The sequence below is a fragment of the Geodermatophilus sp. SYSU D00705 genome (genome assembly GCF_054050135.1).
Genome location: NZ_JBJGYT010000036.1, coordinates 1 through 12,552 on the forward strand (window position 1 = coordinate 1; position 12,552 = coordinate 12,552).

Consider the following 12,552-nt stretch of genomic DNA (forward strand, 5'->3'; position numbering starts at 1 on the left):
CCGCTTTATTATTTTGGGTTTGTGTTTGTGTTTTTTTTTTTTCATGTGGGGTTGGGGAGGGGGGGGGGGGGGGGGGGGCCGGCCGCCCGCCCCCCCCCCCACGGCCTCTCAGGCGGGGTGCTCGCCCGACCAGGCGCGGTCGAGCAGCGCGGCGACCGATCCGACGTCCAGCGGCCGCGGGTTCGGGTAGGGGGCGGCGACGACCCGCTCGGCGATCGCGCGCAGCCCGTCGCGCGGCACGCCCAGGTCGGAGAGCGTCGTCGGCCCGTCGTGGGCCCGGGCCAGCGCGGAGACCGCCGCCACCGGGTCCGGCCCGGCGACGCGCCGCAGCCGGGCCGCCGCCGCGGGGGCCGCGGGCAGGTCGAAGGCCATGACGTGGGCCAGCAGCATGGTGTGCAGCTCGGCGTGCGGCAGGTCGAACGCCCCGCCCAGGGCGTGCGCGAGCTGGTGGTGCAGGCCCATCCGCGTCTGCGCCAGGCAGATCCCGGCCAGCCAGCCGGCCGCCTGCAGCCGGCTGCGCCCGGGCAGCCCGGCCGGGTCGGCCAGCACCTCCGGCAGCGCGCCGAGGACGCCGTCGACGGCCTCGGTCGCCAGCGCGTCGGTCACCGGGGATGGATCCGGTGCCCACAGCGCCTCGACCGCGTGGGCGAGCGCGTTCACGGCGCTGGTCCGGGTGAGACCGGCCGGCATGCCGACGGTGAGCTCCGGGTCGTAGACGACGGTGCCGGGGGCCAGCGCCGGGTCCCGCCGCGTCGTCTTCAACCCGTTCTCGGTCTCGCCGAGCACCGGGGTCACCTCCGACCCGGCGTACGTCGTCGGGACGGCGACCTGCGGCACGCCCGTCCGCGCCGACACCGCCTTGGCCAGGCCGATCGCCGACCCGCCGCCGATCGCGACGACGCAGTCCACGCCGGTCTCGGGCACCAGTGACATCGCCTCGGCGGTGACGGCCACCGGGGTGTGCACCGCCGGCCGGTCGAAGCGGGCGGCGAGTCGCGGGCCGAGCCCGGCGGCGACCGCGTCGGCGGCCGCGCCGGCCGAGCGGGTCGCCACCAGCAGCACCCGGCCGGCGCCCAGCCGCGCGACCTCCTCGGGCACGAGGCGGCGCGCGCCGGCGCCGGTGAGCACCCGGGTCGCCAGGGTCTCGTGCACGGTGACCGGGGTCGCCGTGGTGGTCATCGCCGCCTCCAGCGGATCGTCGGTCTGGGGGCGGCGGCGCGGGCCGGCGTCGCGGCGTCGCGGGACGCGGTCATGGGAGGGCTCCTGCGGGTGGACTCGGGAACGAGGTGCCCAGTGGACCTGGCGAGCACGCTCCGGCGCCAGTGATTCGCTCTCCGCACCGGACACGGCCGGGCGGCCGGCCCCTCCGCAGCCCCGGGCGTGGGACGCGGGCCGGGCCGTCGCAGGGCCGGGCGCGTAGCGTGGGGGCGCGGGCCGGTCCGGTGCCCGCACGGGGAACACCCGACGGACGCGCGACGCGCGCCGGGCCCCCGCGCCGACCCGGCGCCTCCCACCGCGGAGCGGAGCCCCGCCCCGCTGACGAACCGAAGGACCGCATGGCTGCACCTGCCCTCACGTTCCTGGCCCCGCCGTCGTCCACGACCGACGACACCGCCCCCGACCCGATCCCCGCCGTGCGGACCCGCTCCGCCGGCCGGTCGCCCGAGCGCGGCTCCCCGCGCGCCGGCGGGCTGCGGATGACCCGCGGCGCGCGGGAGGCGGCGACCGGCATGAAGCTCGCCGACGGCGACATCCAGCGCTGCCTCGACGCCCCCGACGACGTCTTGCCCGACCCCAACGCCCCCTCCCGTACCCGGTTCCGCCGCGGCGGGCTGACCGTGCTCGCCGGCGCGGACGGCATGGTGCTGCGGGTCAGCCGCGCCAAGCGCTGAGCACCGGGCGGCAGGGGTAGCGTCCCCCCGGAGCGAAGGGGGACCCCATCACCGGTCATCGCGGACGCTGCGCCGAAGCCCATCTCGGGTGCCCCTGCCGGGGTGACGAGACCATCCACGAGGAACGCTCCCGCGCGATCACCGACGCCCGGGCCCGAGGGGACGAGCCGGTGGAGTGCCCCGAGTGCGGCGCCCCGACGACGCCGCTGGCCATCGTCACCTGGGGCAACTGCCGGGCCTGCCGGACCGCCCACTCCCGCGTGACCGACCCGCTGCGCTGGTGACCCCCGGCGGCCGCGGGCACCCCCGACGGGTGGGTGTGACCGAACCGGCCCGGGCGCGGGCGCTGGATCCCGTACAGTGGGTCGTGGTCGCTGTTGTGCCTCTGCCTCGTTCACGGACGTCCGCAGTCGTCTCTGCCTGACGTTCCTCTCGGTCCTGCCGGTCGGTGCGGCGACCCCGCACCGGCACACGCCGGCGCGGACACCCCCAGCACGGAAACGAGAAGGCACATGGCCCAGGGCACTGTGAAGTGGTTCAACGCGGAGAAGGGCTTCGGCTTCATCGCGCAGGACGGCGGCGGCGCCGACGTCTTCTGCCACTACTCCGCCATCGTCAGCGACGGCTACCGCTCGCTGGACGAGGGCCAGCAGGTCGAGTTCGACGTCACGCAGGGCCAGAAGGGCCCGCAGGCGGAGAACGTCCGCCCCGTCTGACCTCCGCTCGACGAGGGGCCCCGGCGCACCGCGCCGGGGCCCCTCGTCGCGTCCGAGGGTGGTGCCGCTGCCCCCGTCCGGAGCAGGCTGGGGCGGACGATGGCGACGACGACGCCAGGAGGCGGCGCATGTTCCCGTACGGCACGCCCGACGACCTCGACGGCGAGAACGACTCCGGCGTCCTGGAGCCCGAGGACACCCTCGACGACCGCGGCTCCGACCCCCTCGACGAGGGCTGGTCCCCGGCCGAGCGCCCGTGGGCGGTCGACGACTGGGGCACCACCGGGGACGAGGAGGAGCGCGGGGAGAGCCTCGACGGCCGGCTCGCCCGCGAGCTGGCCGATCCCGTGCCCGACGACGGCGACGGCCTCGGCGACACCTCCGACACCGACGGCGAGCTGCTCGACGACGAGGTCGGCGACCTGCGGGCCGGCCGGCTCGCCGAGGACGACGACGGCACGGGCGCCGACACGGAGGCCGAGTTGGTCGCCTTCGACCGCGGGATCGACGGCGGGGCGGCGTCCGCGGAGGAGGCGGCGGTCCACCTGGTGACCGAGCGGGACCTCGACGACCAGTAGCGGGCGGTCAGCGCAGCCGCTGGGGGACGCCGGCGGTGAGCAGCCAGACGCGGTCGGCGGCCGCGGCCACCCGGGCGTTGAGGGCGCCGAGCTCGTCCCGGAAACGGCGGCCGGAAGGGGTCGCGGGCACCACGCCACTGCCCACCTCGTTGCTCACCGCCGTCACCACACGCCGCGTCCCGGCCCAGGCCGCCACGAGCCCGTCGACCGCCGCCGCCATCCGGGTGTCCGCGCCCGGCTCGGCGGACCACACCCCGCAGGCGTCCATCGTCCCGGCCAGCCAGGTGGTCAGGCAGTCCACCAGCACCGGTGGCCCGGGGCGGCTCAGGACCATGGCCAGGTCGAGGGTCTCGACGGTGCGCCAGGACGGCGGGCGGCGGGCGCGGTGCCGCGCGACGCGGTCGGCCCACTCCGGGTCGCCGGGGCCGGGCGCCGGGCCGCAGGCCACGAACTCCACCTCGCGCACCCGCGCCAGCGCCCGCTCGGCGAAGGTCGACTTCCCCGACCGCGCGCCGCCGAGGACGAGCACCCGTCGCGGCCGTCGGCCGATCACGCAGGCCGTCCGCAGGGGCGGGGGTCGGTCGGCATCGGCGTCCAGACGTCGGGAGCAGAGGCGCGGACACGGTAGCCGTCAACGCAGGGTTGACGCTGGCATGGCGTCAACCTACGGTTGACGGCATGACGCAGCCCGCCGGCGCCGTCCGGCTCGACGACCTCATCGCCGCGATCACCCGGGCCCACGAGACGCCCCTGGACCAGCTCTCCGGCGCGGTCCTGCTCGGTGAACACCTCGGCGAGGTGGCCGACCACCTCATCGGGCACTTCGTCGACCGGGCCCGCCGTGCGGGGGCGTCGTGGTCCGACATCGGCGGCAGCATGGGCGTCACCAAGCAGGCCGCCCAGAAGCGCTTCGTGGCGAAGGCGGGCGAGGTACCCCTCGACCCCAGCCAGGGTTTCAGCCGGTTCACCGACGAGGCCCGGGTCGCGGTCGTGCGCGCCCAGGAGGAGGCGCGCGCGGCCGGCAGCGCCACGATCGGCGTGGCCCACCTGGTGCTCGCGCTGGTGGCCGACGACGGCAGCCAGGCGGCCCGCGCCGTCGTCGCCGCGGGGGCGTCGCTCGACGCCGTCCGGCGGACCGCCACGGCGACGCTGCCGCCGGCCGCCGCCGACGTCCCCGAGCTGATCCCGTTCGACGCGCACGCCCGACGGATCCTCGAGCTCACCTTCCGCGAGGCGCTGCGCCGCGGGGACGACGCCATCGGCGGCGGGCACCTCCTGCTCGCGGTGCTGGAGGCCGAGGACGGCACCGGCGTGCTGGCCGCCCAGGGCGTCACGAGGGCCGCCGTCGAGGAGCACCTGAACCGGGGCTGACCCGTCAGGCGTGGCCGGACGGCGCCTCGTAGGGGTCGGCCGGCGCCTGTTCACGGGGCGTCTCCTCGACCGGGACGTCGGTGTCGCCGCGCGTGGGCACGCCCCGCTCCACGGGCGGATCCGGCGGCACCGCCTCGGCCGGGGTCGCGGGCGTGCGGGGCCCGTCGGCCGGGCGGCCCGCGGCCGCGTACTCGTCGTCCCGATCCGCCATCGCCGGACCTCCTCGTCCCCGGGGCTGTCCGTGGCCCCTACCCGCACGGGCGCGGGACCAGGCACGGCCACCGGGTCAGCCGTGGACCGCCGCCCACAGGACGCAGAGGCCGAGCAGGACCCAGCTGACGACCCAGGCCGCCGAGGTCGTTCCCGGAGTGCGCACGTCACACCGTCCCGAACTGTTCGCTGTGGATGCGGTCGGCGGGGACGCCGAGCCCGCCGAGGGAGTTCCGCACGGCGCCGACCATCTCCTCGCGCGCGCAGACGAAGTACTGCAGCGAGCGGTGGTGGGCCGGCAGGTGCCGGGCGAGCACGCGCTCGTCGATGCGCCCGCGCTCCCCCGGCCACGTCTCGGTGGGCCGACTGATCACGTGCACCACGGTGAGGTCCAGCCGGCCCCGGAGTCGCTCGAGCTGCCGGATCCCGGTGATCTGGTCCTGGGTGCGGTTGCCGAGGAACAGCCAGCACGGACGCCGGTCGCCCCGGTCGGCGAGGGTGGCCAGCATGCTGAGGAACGGCGTGACGCCGACCCCCGCGGCCACGAACACGAACCCCATCCCCGGGTGCCGCTCGAGGGTGAACGAGCCGTGCGGGCCGTCGACGTAGACGGTGTCGCCCAGGCGCAGCCGGCGGATGGAGCGGGTGAACTCGCCGACCTGCTTGATCGTGAACTCCACCCGGCGGCGCTCGGCACTGGAGGAGATGGAGAACGGGTGGTAGGTCGGGGTGAAGGCGGTGCGGCGCGGCAGGATCCAGGCGAACTGACCGGCCTGGAAGGAGAAGTCCTGGCCGCCGTGGCGGTGGGCGGGCTCCAGCCCGACGGTCACGCTGCCGCCCGGCTCCGGCCACAGCTCGACCACCTGCCAGGGTCGGCGCCGCAGCCGCAGCGGCTTGACCAGCCGCACCCACACCGCCAGCCAGAGGAACGCGGCGGTGTAGACCGCCCAGGTCCCGCGCACCCACGGCTCGCTGAAGTGGCGGCCGACGAGGAACGCGTGCCCGAGCCCGGCCAGCACGGTGGTCACGCCCATCAGGGAGTGCACGACGTGCCACACCGGATAGCTGATCCGCAGGGCCCGCCGCCAGATGGACGTCGCCATGAGCACGCCCAGCGCGGCCACCGACAGCCACGCGAACTGGGCGCGCAGCGGAGCGTCGAGGACGTCGAGCAACACCCGGTAGCGGCCGTCGGCCAGGAAGAGCAGCAGCGGGTGTCCGAAGGCCGCGACGACGGCGAGGAAGGAGACCTGCCGGTGGTAGCGCAGGACCCAGTCGATGCCGAACGGGGCGGTCGCCCGGGTGAAGCGGGCGGCGAGGGCGAACTGCAGCCCGAGCACCGACAGGGCGAGGAAGCCCAGCGCCACCGACAGGTTCACCACGAACCCCCGCCCGGGCTGGGCCTCGGTGGAGCACAGGGCCAGCGGGGCCGCTCCGAGGAGGGCGTGCAAGGCCAGCCACGCGACGGCCTGCCGCCCGGCCGAGGGCGCCCGGCGCGACCGGGGAGCGCCCAGGGCGACCGCGGGGTGCTCGGCGGTGATCTGCTCGACGAGGACCGCCGTCACGGTCGGCCCTCCACCGGCGCCAGGGGCCCGCGGATCCGGGGGTGGTGCATGTGCTCTCTCCAGTGCCGGGGGCATTCCGCTACGGGCGGTGTTCGGTGGGCGACTGTAGGTGAGCGACGACGGGCACCGTCAAGGCCGAGCGGCCCACCCGGGGCGACCTGCCTGGTCAGCCGCGGGTGTGTCGCTGCCCACACCGCCGGCCGACCGGCGCGCCGTCCACGGGCGTGTCGCGGGCCGGACGGGGACCGACCCGCGCCGGGATCCCTGTCGACACGTCGGCGACATCTGCCGACCGGGCGCGGTCGCGCCGGCTCCTGCCCCGTCGGCGATGATCACCGCATGCCCGCACCCTCGGCCCCGCTGCAGAAGCTGGGCTTCCTGACCATCGGCTCCTTCGACGGCGCCGACCCGGCCGCGGGTCACGAGACGACGCTGCGGGTCATCGAGCTCGGTGAGCGGCTCGGCTTCGACAGCGCGTGGGTGCGCAACCGCCACCTGCAGTACGGCATCTCCTCACCGGTCGCCGTCCTCGCCGCCGCGACCCAGCGCACCCGGCGCATCGAGCTCGGCACGGCGGTGATCCCGCTGGGGTGGGAGAACCCGCTGCGGCTGGCCGAGGACCTCGCCACCGTCGACGTGCTCTCCGGCGGCCGGCTCAACCCCGGGGTGAGCGTCGGCCCGCCCATGCACTGGGACGACGTCAAGGACGCGCTCTACCCGGACACCGCCGACGCCGAGGACTTCTCCTACGAGCGGGTGTCCCGGCTGCTGCGCCTGGTCCGCGGCGAGCGGGCCAGCACCTTCGCCGGGCGGGAGGGCGTGGTCGAGGAGTGGTCGGACCGGGTCCAGCCGCACTCCCCCGGGCTGGGCCGGCGGATCTGGTACGGCGGCGGGAGCCTGCGCTCGGCGCAGTGGGCCGGCGAGCAGGGGATGAACTTCCTGACCAGCAGCGTGGTCAAGGCCGAGGAGTCCGAGGACTTCGCCGAGATCCAGCGCTCGCACGTCCGGGCGTTCCGGGCCGCGCACCCCGACGGCACGGCGGCGCGGGTCTCGCAGGGGCTGGTGGTCATCCCGACCGACAGCGCCACGGCCGACCAGCGGGAGCGGTACGCCGCCTACGCCGCTGCCCGCACCCCGCGGACCGCCGCACCGCAGGGCCCGGCCCGGCTGCTGTTCGCCCGCGACCTGGTCGGCACGTCGGAGCAGATCGCCGAGCAGCTGTCCGCCCACGCCGGCTTCCAGGAGGTCACCGAGGTGGTGTTCGCGCTGCCGTTCAGCTTCACCGACGCGGACTACGAGCAGATCCTCACCGACATCGCGACCCGGCTGGGTCCGGCCCTGGGCTGGCGACCGGCCGGCTGACCCCGGCCACCCGCGGTCAGGGCGACCACGACGACGGCGCTCCCGCTCGTGCTCACCACCGGCGGCGGCGTCCGCTGGCCGGGGGCCGCTACCCGGCGTCGGCGAGGACGTCGTGGACGACGCCGGCGCTGCCGCCGCCGCGGCGCTCCGGCTCGGCCGCGGCCAGCAGCAGCCCGCCGGGCAGGAACTCGACGCCGGTCGCGGCGCCGATCTCGGCCACCTCGGCGAAGGCGTGCCCGCGGGCGGTGAGGTCCGCGCCGTGGGCGGCCAGGAAGGCCGGCTCGGCGTCCGTCGTGGTGCCGTTGCGGGAGCTGGCGCGGGGCGCGGTGATCGCGTCGGCCAGGTCGGCGTGGCGGTCCAGGCGGTCCACCAGCGTCTGCAGCACCGTGGTGATGATCGTGGCGCCGCCGGGTGAGCCGAGGGCGAGCACCGGCGCGCCGTCGTCCAGCACGATCGTCGGCGCCATGCTGCTGCGCGGCCGCTTGCCCGGCCCCGGCAGGTTCGGCTCGGGACGGGCCGGGTCCGCGGCGGCGAACGTGAAGTCGGTCAGCTCGTTGTTGAGCAGGAACCCGCGGCCGGGCACGGTGATCCCGCTGCCGCCGGTCTGCTCGATGGTGAGCGTGTAGGCGGCCACGTTGCCCTGGGCGTCGGCGACGGTGAGGTGGGTGGTCGACGGGCCCTCGCTGTCGCCGCCGACCGTCGTGCCCGCCGGTGCGGGACACGGCTCGTAGGCGCCGTCCGGGACTCCCGCGGCCACCGGCCGGGGAGCCGCACGGGCCGGGTCGATCGCGCAGGCCCGCTCGGCGGCGAAGCCGTCGGACAGCAGCTCGGCCAGCGGCACGTCGGTGGTCGCGGGATCGGCCACGTAGGCGTTGCGGTCGGCGAAGGCGACCGCCGACGCCTCCAGGTACAGGTGCAGGGCGTCGGCGTCGGACAGCGAGCCCAGCGGGAACCGCTCGAGCACGTTCAGCGCCTCCCCCACCGTCGAGCCGCCGCTGGACGGCGGCGCCATCCCGACCACCTCGAGGCCGCGGTAGCCCACCCGCGTCGGCTCCCGCAGCGGCGCGTCGTAGGCGGCGAGGTCGGCCTCGGTGAGCAGGCCGCCGCGCACCGCGGCGGCGCCGGCGGCCTCCGGCGGGTCCTGGGCGGTGCGGACGACGTCGCCGGCGAGCTCCCCGGTGGCGAACGCCTCGGCGCCCTCGGCGGCGAGTTCCTCGTAGGTGCGGGCCAGGTCGGGGTTGCGGAAGACCGAGCCCACCTCGGGCAGCGCGCCGCCCGGGAGCCACAGCTGCGCGGAGGCGGCGAAGCGGCGGAACTTCGCCTCGTTGTCCGCGGTCTGCTGCCGGAACGTCTCGTCGACGACGAACCCGTCCTCGGCCAGCCGGGTCGCCCCCTCCAGTGCCTCGGCCAGCGACAGCGTGCCGAACTCCGCCAGCGCGCGCTCCCACGTGAGCGGCGTCCCGGGCGTGCCGACCGACAGGCCGCTCTGCACCGCCTCCTGCAGGGGCAGCGGGGCGCCGGCGGCGTCGAGGAAGGCGTCCGGGCCCATCGCCTGCGGCGCGGTCTCGCGGCCGTCAATCGAGGAGACCGCGCCGGAGGCGGCGTCGTGGTAGAGGAAGAAGCCGCCGCCACCGACGCCGGCCGAGTACGGCTCGCTGACCCCGAGCGCGGCGGCCGCGGCGACCGCCGCGTCGGCGGCGTTGCCACCGGCGGCGAGGACCTCCAGGCCGATCCGCGTGGCGTCGGGGTCCACGGTGGCGACGGCACCGCCGGTGCCGATCGCGACCGGCTGCCGGTCCGGGGCGGCGACGGCCGGCGGGGCGGTGGCGACGGCGCCGGCGGCCAGCGCGGCGAGGGCGACCAGGGTGGGGGCACGGCGGGGCATGGCGACTCCCGGAGCATCGACGGCGCCGTCCCATCGCACACCCGCCCGGGTGCCGCCGCCATCCGGGACGACGACCGCCGGCTCAGCCGCGCAGCCCCGCGTACACCTGCGCGGCGTGGTCGAACACGAAGAAGTGGCCCTCGCCGGGGACCCAGTGCACCGTGCTGCGCGGCAGCAGCGCGGAGAGCACCCGGGCCAGCCCGACCGGCACCTGCCAGTCCTGGGTGCCGTGCCAGACGTGCACGTGCTGGCGCACCGCCGACAGCGGGAAGCCCCACGGCCGCAGCAGCAGCGCGCGGTCCTCGGCGACCGGGCCGGGCCCGTGGCGCAGGCCCTCTGTGAAGGTCGCGACCAGCAGCCGCCGGACGGCGGGACGCCCGAGGACCCGCCGGTCGGAGGGGTTCAGCCGCGCCTGCAGGTACCGCGGGATCAGCGCCGGGCGGCGGGCGGCCGGCACGAACAGCGGCTTGAGCAGCGCGGCCACCGGCGACGTGCTGCGGGCGGCCGAGCGCAGCTGGTGCGGCACCCAGTCCGGCCACGCCCACGGCCACGGGACGTCGGGCGGCGGCGCCCCGCCCAGCACCCCGACGCCGCGCACCCGGTCCCCGAAGGCGGCGGCGCAGGCCAGGGCGTAGGCGGCGCCGCCGGAGAGGCTGAGGACGTCGAACGGCCCCACCCCGAGGACGTCCAGCAGCTGGCGGACGTCGTCGGGCCAGTCGGTCACCCGCCGGCCGGGCCGCGGATCGGAGTCGCCGAAGCCGGGCCGGTCGGGCACCACGAACCGCACGCCCCACCGCCGGTAGTCCTCCGGGTCCTCCACGTGCCGCTCCAGCCGGGAGCTCGGCGAGCCGTGGCAGCCGAGCACCACCCGGCCGTCCGGGTCGCCGTACTCCGCGTAGGCGAGCACCCGGCCGTCGTGCAACCGGACGGTGCTCTCCCGGGGCCCCGCGCCGCCGTCCACGCCGCTGCCGTACCCGCGCCCGGCCGCTCGACCCGCCCCGTGCGGCTCAGTCCACCGGACCCGGGCCGGGGGCGACGGGCACGTCGAGGGCCACCTCCCCGGCGCTCCGGAAGGTGAAGGTGACCCGCACGGTGTCGGTGGGTGCGATGGGGTCCGTCACGCCCTCCAGCTGGAACCGCACCGGGCCGGTGACGGCCTCCACCTGGCCGCCGGCCGGTACCTCGATGCCGGCGGGGCTGGCCTGACCGGACTCGTCGAGCAGCTGGACCGACTGCGCGGCCGGCGTGGTGACGCCGACGAGCCGGTCGGCGTCCTCGGCGTCGTTGGTGACCACCCCGCGCAGCGGCACGGACGCCCCCGCCGCGACGGTGTCCTCGGCGTCGAGGAAGAAGTCGTCGAGCGAGACCTGGCCCACCGAGCCGTCGACCCCCGCGGTGTCGGGGGTCTCCTCCAGCGTCTCCGCCTCGTTGCCGGCGTCGCACCCGGCCAGCGCCAGGACGGCGACGACCCCGGCGGCGGCTCCGACGGCCGACCAGCGGCGGGGACGAGAGGGGCGGGGCGGTCGGGGCTGGGGCACGGGGCTCTCCCTCCGCGGGTCCGGCTGTCCGCGCGGACCGTCCCGCCTCTCCGGTCCGGACGCCAGGGGCGGCGGTCCCTCGGACGACGGCCTCTGGTCCCGCCCCCGCCTCCCCCGGCACCATCGGGGGCCTGGCGAGAGGGCGGTGGCGCTGTGGGCATCGAGCTGGAGCTCCTCCCGGCGCTGACCGGCCGGCGGATCGTCGTCGCCTGGATGCTCGGCGCGTTCCTGGTGACGTTCCTGGCCACGCGGTTCGTCACCCGCGCCATCCGCACCGGCCGGGGCCCCTTCCGGGACGCCAGCGTCGGCGGCGTCCACCTGCACCACGAGGTGTACGGGATCTTCCTGCTGCTCGGCACCGGCCTCGTCGAGCTGACCTACCGGCCCGCCGGTGCCTGGCAGAACGTGCTCGCCGTCCTGTTCGGGGTCGGCGCGGCGCTCACCCTCGACGAGTTCGCCCTGTGGCTGCACCTGGAGGACGTCTACTGGTCGCACGAGGGTCGCAGCTCGATCGACGCCGTCCTCTTGGCGGTCGTGGTGGGCGTGCTGCTGCTGATCGGCGCCAACCCGTTCGACGCCCAGCAGCTCCCCGGGGACGTGCCGCTCGCGCTGACGGTCGCGGTCAACCTGGCCTTCGCCCTCGTCGCGATCCTCAAGGGGCGGGCGGTGCTGGGCGTGGTGGGGGTGTTCGTGCCGCTCGTGGCGGCGGTCGGCGCGTTCCGGCTGGCCCGGCCGCACTCGTTCTGGGGACGCCGGTGGTACCCGGCCGGCTCGGTCCGGCGGCAGCGGTCGGAGGCCCGCTTCCCGCCCGGGCGGCGGACCCGCTGGGACGCGCTGGTGGACCTGTTCGCCGACGTGCCGCACACGGCGCGGCCCGGGGCCGTGGTCGGCGCGCCGCACCCGGAGGGGTGAGGCACCTGAGAGGACGGCGCGGTGGACACCGCCATCCCTGACGCCTGGCACGACTTCGCCGTGGCCACCGTCGGTGCCTGTGCCGCGCTGGCCGGCCTGATCTTCGTGGCCGTCTCCATCAACCTGGCCCGCATCCTGGAGTTCCGCGACCTGCCGGGGCGGGCCGCGCGCACCCTCGCGCTGCTCATGGCGCTCCTGATCGCCGGTGTGCTGGTCCTCGTCCCCCAGCCGGTCCGCGCCCTGGCCGTCGAGCTGGCGGCGATCGGCGTGCTGCTGGCCGCCACCGCGCTGCCGCCCCTGCTGCGCGGCCGGCCGGACCGCACCACCCCGCGGTACCGGGTGCTCGTGCCCGCGGCGACGGTGCTCCTGCCGGCCGCCGCGCTCGTCGCCTGCGCGGCGTCCCTGCTGGCCGGTGCCGGCGGCGACCTGTGGTGGCTGGCCGCGGCCATGGTCCTCGGCATGGGCGGGGCGACGACGAACGCGTGGGTGCTGCTCGTCGAGATCCACCGGTGAGGCCCGCGGC

The 12,552-nt window shown here is 76.8% G+C and carries 14 protein-coding genes; 7 read left to right on the forward strand and 7 right to left on the reverse strand.

Annotated features, from left to right (window positions below):
• Positions 1–108: 108 nt before the first annotated feature.
• Positions 109–1,179, reverse strand: a complete 1,071-nt coding sequence (locus tag ACI78Q_RS20265) for a maleylacetate reductase (RefSeq protein WP_456925252.1) — start codon at positions 1,177–1,179, stop codon at positions 109–111.
• A 377-nt stretch (positions 1,180–1,556) separates the two neighbouring features.
• On the opposite strand from ACI78Q_RS20265, the gene ACI78Q_RS20270 reads away from it, so the two are divergent.
• The 3 genes from ACI78Q_RS20270 to ACI78Q_RS20280 all read left to right on the forward strand — a co-directional run bounded on the left by ACI78Q_RS20270 (position 1,557) and on the right by ACI78Q_RS20280 (position 3,186).
• The gene (locus tag ACI78Q_RS20270; protein ID WP_456925253.1) at positions 1,557–1,892 is read left to right on the forward strand and encodes a hypothetical protein; all 336 of its coding nucleotides are present in this window, start codon (positions 1,557–1,559) and stop codon (positions 1,890–1,892) included.
• Between the two features lie 512 nt (positions 1,893–2,404).
• Entirely contained in the window at positions 2,405–2,608 is a 204-nt protein-coding gene (locus ACI78Q_RS20275) for a cold-shock protein (protein WP_135147180.1), read from the forward strand.
• A gap of 128 nt (positions 2,609–2,736) precedes the next feature.
• On the forward strand, positions 2,737–3,186 hold the full coding sequence (locus ACI78Q_RS20280; protein ID WP_456925254.1) for a DUF5709 domain-containing protein: 450 nt from the start codon (positions 2,737–2,739) through the stop codon (positions 3,184–3,186).
• A 7-nt stretch (positions 3,187–3,193) separates the two neighbouring features.
• Here the strand turns inward: ACI78Q_RS20280 and ACI78Q_RS20285 are convergent, their stop codons facing one another.
• The gene (locus tag ACI78Q_RS20285; RefSeq protein WP_456925255.1) at positions 3,194–3,739 is read right to left on the reverse strand and encodes a bifunctional adenosylcobinamide kinase/adenosylcobinamide-phosphate guanylyltransferase; all 546 of its coding nucleotides are present in this window, start codon (positions 3,737–3,739) and stop codon (positions 3,194–3,196) included.
• A 125-nt stretch (positions 3,740–3,864) separates the two neighbouring features.
• On the opposite strand from ACI78Q_RS20285, the gene ACI78Q_RS20290 reads away from it, so the two are divergent.
• On the forward strand, positions 3,865–4,557 hold the full coding sequence (locus ACI78Q_RS20290; protein WP_456925256.1) for a Clp protease N-terminal domain-containing protein: 693 nt from the start codon (positions 3,865–3,867) through the stop codon (positions 4,555–4,557).
• 4 nt (positions 4,558–4,561) lie between these two features.
• Here the strand turns inward: ACI78Q_RS20290 and ACI78Q_RS20295 are convergent, their stop codons facing one another.
• Together ACI78Q_RS20295 and ACI78Q_RS20300 are read right to left on the reverse strand one after the other, a co-directional pair.
• The gene (locus tag ACI78Q_RS20295; RefSeq protein ID WP_456925257.1) at positions 4,562–4,768 is read right to left on the reverse strand and encodes a hypothetical protein; all 207 of its coding nucleotides are present in this window, start codon (positions 4,766–4,768) and stop codon (positions 4,562–4,564) included.
• Between the two features lie 166 nt (positions 4,769–4,934).
• Complete coding sequence (locus ACI78Q_RS20300) at positions 4,935–6,332, reverse strand: ferredoxin reductase family protein (protein WP_456925258.1); 1,398 nt, start codon at positions 6,330–6,332, stop codon at positions 4,935–4,937.
• A 339-nt stretch (positions 6,333–6,671) separates the two neighbouring features.
• Between ACI78Q_RS20300 and ACI78Q_RS20305 the strand changes: the two genes are divergently transcribed.
• Positions 6,672–7,694, forward strand: a complete 1,023-nt coding sequence (locus ACI78Q_RS20305) for an LLM class flavin-dependent oxidoreductase (RefSeq protein ID WP_456925259.1) — start codon at positions 6,672–6,674, stop codon at positions 7,692–7,694.
• 88 nt (positions 7,695–7,782) lie between these two features.
• On the opposite strand, the gene ggt is transcribed toward ACI78Q_RS20305, so the two are convergent.
• The 3 genes from ggt to ACI78Q_RS20320 all read right to left on the reverse strand — a co-directional run bounded on the left by ggt (position 7,783) and on the right by ACI78Q_RS20320 (position 11,117).
• Positions 7,783–9,579: a gamma-glutamyltransferase gene (gene ggt / locus ACI78Q_RS20310; protein ID WP_456925260.1), complete on the reverse strand. Its 1,797-nt coding sequence runs from the start codon at positions 9,577–9,579 to the stop codon at positions 7,783–7,785.
• Positions 9,580–9,661: 82 nt separating this feature from the next.
• Positions 9,662–10,540 (reverse strand): alpha/beta fold hydrolase, encoded by an 879-nt coding sequence (locus ACI78Q_RS20315; protein WP_456925261.1) that lies wholly within the window; start codon positions 10,538–10,540, stop codon positions 9,662–9,664.
• 46 nt (positions 10,541–10,586) lie between these two features.
• Complete coding sequence (locus ACI78Q_RS20320) at positions 10,587–11,117, reverse strand: copper chaperone PCu(A)C (RefSeq protein WP_456925263.1); 531 nt, start codon at positions 11,115–11,117, stop codon at positions 10,587–10,589.
• Between the two features lie 153 nt (positions 11,118–11,270).
• Between ACI78Q_RS20320 and ACI78Q_RS20325 the strand changes: the two genes are divergently transcribed.
• The gene (locus ACI78Q_RS20325) at positions 11,271–12,029 is read left to right on the forward strand and encodes a hypothetical protein (RefSeq protein WP_456925264.1); all 759 of its coding nucleotides are present in this window, start codon (positions 11,271–11,273) and stop codon (positions 12,027–12,029) included.
• A gap of 21 nt (positions 12,030–12,050) precedes the next feature.
• Positions 12,051–12,542, forward strand: coding sequence for a hypothetical protein (locus ACI78Q_RS20330; protein ID WP_456925265.1), 492 nt, complete (start codon positions 12,051–12,053; stop codon positions 12,540–12,542).
• Positions 12,543–12,552: the final 10 nt, after the last annotated feature.

What these genes read in the sequence shown, in the direction of transcription:
- ACI78Q_RS20275 (WP_135147180.1), top strand. Translation starts at nt 2,405, where the DNA reads ATGGCCCAGGGCACTGTGAAGTGGTTCAACGCGGAGAAGGGCTTCGGC.
- ACI78Q_RS20295 (WP_456925257.1), bottom strand. Translation starts at nt 4,768, where the DNA reads ATGGCGGATCGGGACGACGAGTACGCGGCCGCGGGCCGCCCGGCCGAC.
- ACI78Q_RS20305 (WP_456925259.1), top strand. Translation starts at nt 6,672, where the DNA reads ATGCCCGCACCCTCGGCCCCGCTGCAGAAGCTGGGCTTCCTGACCATC.
- ACI78Q_RS20290 (WP_456925256.1), top strand. Translation starts at nt 3,865, where the DNA reads ATGACGCAGCCCGCCGGCGCCGTCCGGCTCGACGACCTCATCGCCGCG.
- ACI78Q_RS20270 (WP_456925253.1), top strand. Translation starts at nt 1,557, where the DNA reads ATGGCTGCACCTGCCCTCACGTTCCTGGCCCCGCCGTCGTCCACGACC.
- ACI78Q_RS20265 (WP_456925252.1), bottom strand. Translation starts at nt 1,179, where the DNA reads ATGACCACCACGGCGACCCCGGTCACCGTGCACGAGACCCTGGCGACC.
- ggt (WP_456925260.1), bottom strand. Translation starts at nt 9,579, where the DNA reads ATGCCCCGCCGTGCCCCCACCCTGGTCGCCCTCGCCGCGCTGGCCGCC.
- ACI78Q_RS20280 (WP_456925254.1), top strand. Translation starts at nt 2,737, where the DNA reads ATGTTCCCGTACGGCACGCCCGACGACCTCGACGGCGAGAACGACTCC.